Annotated in this window: 3 protein-coding genes and 4 pseudogenes; 4 read left to right on the plus strand and 3 right to left on the minus strand. The window is 62.4% G+C overall.

Features of this window, described 5'->3' with window-relative positions; translation table 11 throughout:
• Positions 1-141: 141 nt before the first annotated feature.
• A pseudogene (locus V5B39_RS21605) lies at positions 142-336 on the plus strand (transposase); the annotation flags it as partial.
• Here V5B39_RS21605 and V5B39_RS21610 read toward each other — a convergent pair.
• A complete protein-coding gene (locus V5B39_RS21610; RefSeq protein WP_332344882.1) occupies positions 333-827 on the minus strand; it encodes a hypothetical protein in 495 nt (164 codons plus the stop codon). The pseudogene V5B39_RS21605 and the gene V5B39_RS21610 overlap by 4 nt on opposite strands.
• A 414-nt stretch (positions 828-1,241) precedes the next feature.
• Here V5B39_RS21610 and V5B39_RS21615 point away from each other — a divergent pair.
• A pseudogene (locus V5B39_RS21615) lies at positions 1,242-1,435 on the plus strand (transposase); the annotation flags it as partial.
• Between the two features lie 580 nt (positions 1,436-2,015).
• Here the strand turns inward: V5B39_RS21615 and V5B39_RS21620 are convergent.
• Positions 2,016-3,332: pseudogene (locus V5B39_RS21620) on the minus strand (transposase).
• Positions 3,333-3,449: 117 nt separating this feature from the next.
• On the opposite strand from V5B39_RS21620, the pseudogene V5B39_RS21625 reads away from it, so the two are divergent.
• A pseudogene (locus V5B39_RS21625) lies at positions 3,450-3,713 on the plus strand (EamA family transporter); the annotation flags it as partial.
• Between the two features lie 213 nt (positions 3,714-3,926).
• Here V5B39_RS21625 and V5B39_RS21630 read toward each other — a convergent pair.
• Positions 3,927-4,742, minus strand: a complete 816-nt coding sequence (locus V5B39_RS21630) for a dienelactone hydrolase family protein (protein ID WP_332344884.1) — start codon at positions 4,740-4,742, stop codon at positions 3,927-3,929.
• A 202-nt stretch (positions 4,743-4,944) separates the two neighbouring features.
• On the opposite strand from V5B39_RS21630, the gene V5B39_RS21635 reads away from it, so the two are divergent.
• On the plus strand, positions 4,945-5,302 hold a 358-nt coding region (locus V5B39_RS21635; RefSeq protein ID WP_332344883.1), incomplete at its 3' end, for a hypothetical protein.

Here is a 5,302-nt window from a genome sequence, read left to right on the forward strand (position 1 = left end):
TGGGCATCAGCGCCGCACCCGGAGGAACCAGAAAACTGATCAGCTGAATCGCCAATTACGGGCTTGTAGTGCCACTCGACATCCTCTTGGCCCGCAACCGATTGATTCAGAGAGATGTTTTTTGGGACTCGTTAAACTTGGGTCAAGACCTCCATCAGTGGGACGTATCATGCCTTCAAGTTCGGGAAGTACGCTTACCGTTACTTGTCCGAAACGCAATATCGATTCAACCGCCGATTCAATCTCAGGACCATCCTGCCGCGCCTTATCCGCGCGGCCGTTACGACGGGCAAGCGCACCGAGGTTTGGCTCAGACTGGCTGAAGCACAGCGCTAATCACGAAAGGGAATGCCGCGTGCGGTCAGCGCCGACACCAGCCAACGACAGGGAAAGCCCCGGTCCAGCAGCAGCACATCGTCGGCGCGCAGGTTGTCGATCGCCTCGAAGAGCATCTGGCGCTCATCACACAGCGGCTCGAACAGCCGAAAGTCCAGGAAGAGCTCAATGCCTGGCAAGTACAAGCCGAAAGCCACCCCCTGGACAATCGACCGCACACCGTCTTTCATCAAGGTCAGGCGAACCGCGCTGCCGTCGGCGGCGACCAGCCGCAGCCCCTGCCACCGCGGGATCGGCAAGTGCTCCTCGACCAGACGGATCAGTTCCTGATTCAGCTCGCCAAACACCAACGCGTTGATCCGGTAACGCGCCTGATAGAACGCTTGCGCCGTCACCTCGCGCACCGAGTTGGCGCGATTACGCAGGTGGGCAAAGAACTGATCGAGTTCGGACTGGACGGCGCCCTGAACGCCGGAGAGGAGGAAGCTCACGACGGTCGGCAGCGTCAGGGTGCGCTGCCGGGTGAAGTGCTTGGAGCTGAACCGTGCCGCCTCCAGAAACGTGCTTGAAAACAGTTAGTTGGACAGGTATATAAGTATCTTCGAATATTCAGGCCGTCATGTGATAGTCCTTTATAAACAATGGATTACCATACGATTATGCAGGAGAACTACACCCACCGCAAGGCGAACGCCTGCGCGGCTTTGGGAGCGCCATCGAAGTTATGGGAAAGTACTAAGTTGTGAGGATGGCGGCTCTGCCGGGGGACTGGAAAAGTCTGACATTTCAGGGAGTCCATCAGGAAACTTCAAGCCGTGAGTCGCCAAGCACACGAGTATGGAGAATCCCGATTGACGAGTCCGAAAGCCTAAGCCATTCGAACTATGTGATGTTACATGTCGTGGTACATCAAGGCCAAGAGCGCGATTCACTTGGCCCGGGCCTACGGTGAGCACGAGAGGAACCTCTTCGGCCAGAGCTCTGGGCAAGAGGATACCTCGCCTCGACCGTTGGTCGAGACGAGACGTTGATCCGGGACTACATCCGAGACCAGGAGCAGGAGGACAAGCGACTGGATCAACTGCGCCTGTGGCGCTGATTTGCCACCTTTAGGTGGCGCAATAGAGCCAGGGTCGCGTTAATGTGAAACAACCCGGCTTTCGGGTGCAAAAAAGCATCGCCGACGATGACGCCGCGATGCTAGGAAAAGAGCGTGGCAGGGTCGCTCTGGTGCCTCGGTCAAGCACCACCCCTGGTGCCTCTAGCTTTGGCTGGCGAGCAGACCGCGCCTTCGAATGTTTCATGATACGGGGTGGCTGCCTGTCCTGCAATGACCGTTAGCGACCCTGTTTAGCCGCTTTGAGCGGCTCACATAATGAAAGCCCCCTGCTTTGCCGGGGGATGGTTACTGACAGGATGCTGAATCATGAGTAATTAAAGGATAGGAAATCCAACGGCACCGATGAGAGTATATGAGCTATATGAGCCTTCATCAAGCAGCGTCAATGTCGAATTTGGACCCGGGGGCCCCTGAAAAGTCATCCGAATCTCGCCCCGCTCAGTGCCTGTGGTCATCCGCCCGGCCGGTCCGGCCGGGCGGATGACCACAGGCACGAGTCCTCCCACGACGGGCGATGACAACTCGTCTTGCTTCAGCCTGGACCCTTGCGCATTGGCACCTACCAGGCAATGCGCTGGTCGAATTCGTAGTCCGGCACTGGTTGGGGCTGCGCTTCGTCCTCGCCCATGGTGGCGCCTCGCATCTCCCAGAGCGGGGGCGCACGGGCTCTCATCAGGCGTGGCGGCGATGTTGGCTCGCCGATATGGGTCAGAATGTCGCGCACGGCGCAGGCGTCGGTGATGAAAGCGATGATTCGCATCTCGCCGCCGCAGCGTGGGCAGACGAGCGGAAAGACCTCATAGACCCGCGCGAACAACAGCGCCCAGGTAGTGCGGGCGGCGCGACTGTGGATCGCTTCCTCTTCCCCCGGTGCTTCCTCTGTCCCCTCGGACGACCGGCTTGGCGTGACGATTTGCACAGCGGCCGCAGCGATTGACCCGGTCGCGTCTGCCACCAGGACCCGGCTTGATGCTCTTGTAGACCAAGTGTTCGGCGTCGATTTCACGCAAGCGCTCCAGCGCGAAGGCCGGGCGAGCGCAATACCGTAGCAACCGTTCCAGGCCCGGGCGGTCGGCGCCTTCGATGCGCACGCTGGCGTCGAGCGAGAAGCCGCCACCGTGCTCCCAACTCGCCATTGTCTCGGCGTCTTCCGGCTCAAGCACACCGCGGCGGGTCAGCGCGCGCAGCAGACGCCGGCGGACCTTGGCCTGCACTTCGTCGAGCAACTTCTGGTCGGGGGCACGGCTTTCGTGAAACGTCGCAGTTCCCGAGGCGTCCGCCTCGAAAACGCCCTCGATGACGAGGCAGTGGAAGTGCTCATGCGGATTGAGCAGCGCCCCAAAGCGGTGGATGAAGGCCACCTCGCCGATCCGGGAATTGGAGCCCGCCGCCGGGCAGGCGCGGCGCAAGGCTTGTTCCACGACGCTCAGGAAAATGCGCAGCGCCAGCGTCTCGATCGTCGGATCGTGTTGCAGGTGATCACGCAGCCGCTTGGGAACCGACAGCACCCACTGGCGGACCGGCAGTCGCGCAAAAACGTGGTCGGCCAGATGGGCGGCGGTTTCGACCATTCGCCGGGTGTTGCAAGCGGGGCAGACACCACGGCCCTTGCACGAATCCACGAGGGGGCAATGAGAAAATCGTGACCGCACTCGGCGCATCGAGCGCGGGCAAAGCCATGCGCGAGAATGCCGCATTCGAGATAGCGGCGGAACTCGCGTTCGACATGGGCTGGGCCGGAAGCGCCCTGGCGGCTATCGCAAGAGAGTTCGAGCCAGGTGGCGAGGTGCGTCTGCACGGTGCGATAGAGCACGGTACGTTCGGGCCGGCGACGGCGATAGACGGCAGTGCGAGCAGGAGCACCGGCGGCAGACATGGGGATACGAGTCGGGCAATCGAGAGGCCACAACTGTGCGCCCATACAGCCGTGGCCTCGATGCCTGCTGGCTGCGGGACGCGTGCCCTAGTCATGGGCGCAACCCTTTACCCCGAGCCCGGCTTGATGGCCTGGTCGGCGGCCATCGTTCTCGGCGTCGGCTGCACCGCGCTCGCCTTTCTGCTTTTCTTCCGCCTGATTGCCAACGTCGGCGCTTCGCGCGCGGTGACGGTGACCTTTCTGATCCCGCTCTTCGGCGTCCTCTGGGGCAGCCTGTTCCTCGGGGAAAGGCTTGCTGCCGGCATGCTCGTCGGCGGCGTCATCGTCGTTCTGGGAACCGCACTGGCGACCGGGGTGCTGCGTTGGCCGGCTCGCGCCTGAGCGAGAGGTATGGCGTCTGATCGTGGTTTCGCCGATAAGATCAACCCGCGGGCGCGAAAGGTGGCCGAGCGGTTGGGGAGCGAAACTTACGGCGATTCCAGCGACGTGGAGTCGTCCTGAGTTTGGGTCAGGAAGTTGGCGCCGATCAGCTGATGTGATCGCAGATGAGCGGCGCGACGCGCATCTGCGATCACCGTACTCACGTCGAGCAGATCAGACGCCGTGCTGGCGGAACCACGCCTGCAGGCGGCGCCAGCCATCCTCCGCCTCGTCCTTGCGGTAGCTCGGTCGATAGTCCGCATGAAAGGCATGCGGCGCCTGGTCATAGACATGGATTGTCGACGCCTTGCTGGCCGGATTGGCGGCGCTGGCGAGCGCCTCGCTCATCTGGTCGACGGTTTCGATCGGGATGCCCTGATCGATTCCGCCGTATAGTCCGAGCACCGGCGCGTTCAGCTTGCCGGCGACGTCGATCGGCTGCCTGGGGGTCAGTTCGCTGGCCTGGCCGACGATTCTTCCGTACCAGGCGACGCCGGCCTTGAGTTGTGGATTGTGCTCCGCGTACAACCAGGTAATCCGGCCGCCCCAGCAGAAGCCGGTGATGCCCAGGCGATTGACGTCACCAGCATGGGCACTGGCCCAGGCGACACAGGCGTCGAGGTCGCTCATGACCTGCCCATCCGGGACCTTGCTCACCACCTTGCTGAGCAGCTCCGCCACGTTGCTGAACTGCCGCGGGTCACCCTGCCGCGCGAAAAGCTCGGGCGCGATGGCCTGGTAACCGAGCTTGGCCAGACGACGGCAAACATCCTTGATGTACTCATGGACACCGAAAATCTCCTGCACCACGAGGATGACCGGCCAGTTGCCGCCGCTTGCCGGTTGCGCGCGATAGGCCGGCATCGCGCCGCCGGCAGCCGGGATCTTGACCTCGTCGGCGGTGAGGCCGACGCTGTCGGTTGTGATGATGGTCTCTGCGGCAACGGGTTGCACCGTCAGGGCAAACCCAGCGCCGAGGGCGCTGACCATGAACTGGCGTCGGCTGAAGGGAACGGCGGGAACGAGGCTGTCAAAATCGCTGGTGCGGCTCACGGATGTCTCCTCTGATGGATACGGGTTTTGTGTATGATGCTACGAGACCGCGCCCTTTGACCATGGACGAAGCAATGAATTCAGTCGGATTTGATCGCCTTGCGGTCCGCCTGTCGTCACCCCCAGGAAAGGATGAATCATGACCAGCCCACCCTCACCAGCAGAAAAGCGCAAGGCTTCGGTTCCCAGGCGAAGCACGAAGAAGCCCGCTGCTGAAGCGACGACCGAGATTCGTCCGCCGGCAGAGCCCGGTCTCGTTGATCAGATGCGCGCCATGGCCGGCCGGTTGCTCGACATGAGTTCGACGACAGTGCTTGCCGGGCGGGCGATCGAGACTGCCGGCAAGGTGAGCCGGGCGTTGCAGGAGGGACATCCGATCGATGCGGCAAGCGAGGTCGTGCGAGCGGTCTTGCCGAGCATGGCGGAACCGGCTGCCTGGGGCCGGACCGGTGCGGTACTCCGCGCGATGCGTGAGACGGCCGGCCTGACCATCGCCG

Source organism: Accumulibacter sp. (assembly GCF_036625275.1).
In the GTDB taxonomy this organism is placed as follows: domain Bacteria; phylum Pseudomonadota; class Gammaproteobacteria; order Burkholderiales; family Rhodocyclaceae; genus Accumulibacter.